This is a genomic window from Stutzerimonas zhaodongensis, assembly GCF_003696365.1.
GTDB lineage: Bacteria > Pseudomonadota > Gammaproteobacteria > Pseudomonadales > Pseudomonadaceae > Stutzerimonas > Stutzerimonas zhaodongensis.
Genome location: NZ_RFFM01000023.1, coordinates 1 through 407 on the forward strand (window position 1 = coordinate 1; position 407 = coordinate 407).

Consider the following 407-nt stretch of genomic DNA (forward strand, 5'->3'; position numbering starts at 1 on the left):
ACGGGCTAAAGCCCGCCCCTTAACCAAACGTTATGAATCAAGGTAGATCTCAATGAAAAACCACATTGCTCTAGGGCTTGCTATATTGCTTGCTGGATGCGCGCAGATGTTCCCAGCTCGACATGTCGAACTAGCACCTGGCAAATACAAATTGGAAGCCTCTGGAAACATGCTTGCATCCGTGCCCTCTCTGCTTGAGAAGATTGATTCAAAGGCTGAGAAGCTATGCGGGGCCGGTAAATTCTCCTATAAGGATGATGGTAACTTTTCAACGCCGCGCTCTCCTGCATATATCAACGGCGTGGATATTGGCGCATCGTATCAAGTTGTCACAAGGGAAGTTGTGTGCCATTGAACCATAACTACTGGTCTAAATCGTTCGCTTCGCTCACTGGGACGGGCTAAAG

General features: G+C 48.4%; 1 protein-coding gene. It reads left to right on the forward strand.

All coding sequences use genetic code 11. From position 1 onward, the window contains the following. The first annotated feature begins 52 nt into the window (after positions 1–52). Entirely contained in the window at positions 53–355 is a 303-nt protein-coding gene (locus EA797_RS21745; RefSeq protein WP_147456834.1) for a hypothetical protein, read from the forward strand. Positions 356–407 lie beyond the last annotated feature (52 nt).

Excerpts from the sequence above, each read along its gene's own strand:
- EA797_RS21745 (WP_147456834.1), top strand. The coding sequence starts at position 53 with ATGAAAAACCACATTGCTCTAGGGCTTGCTATATTGCTTGCTGGATGC.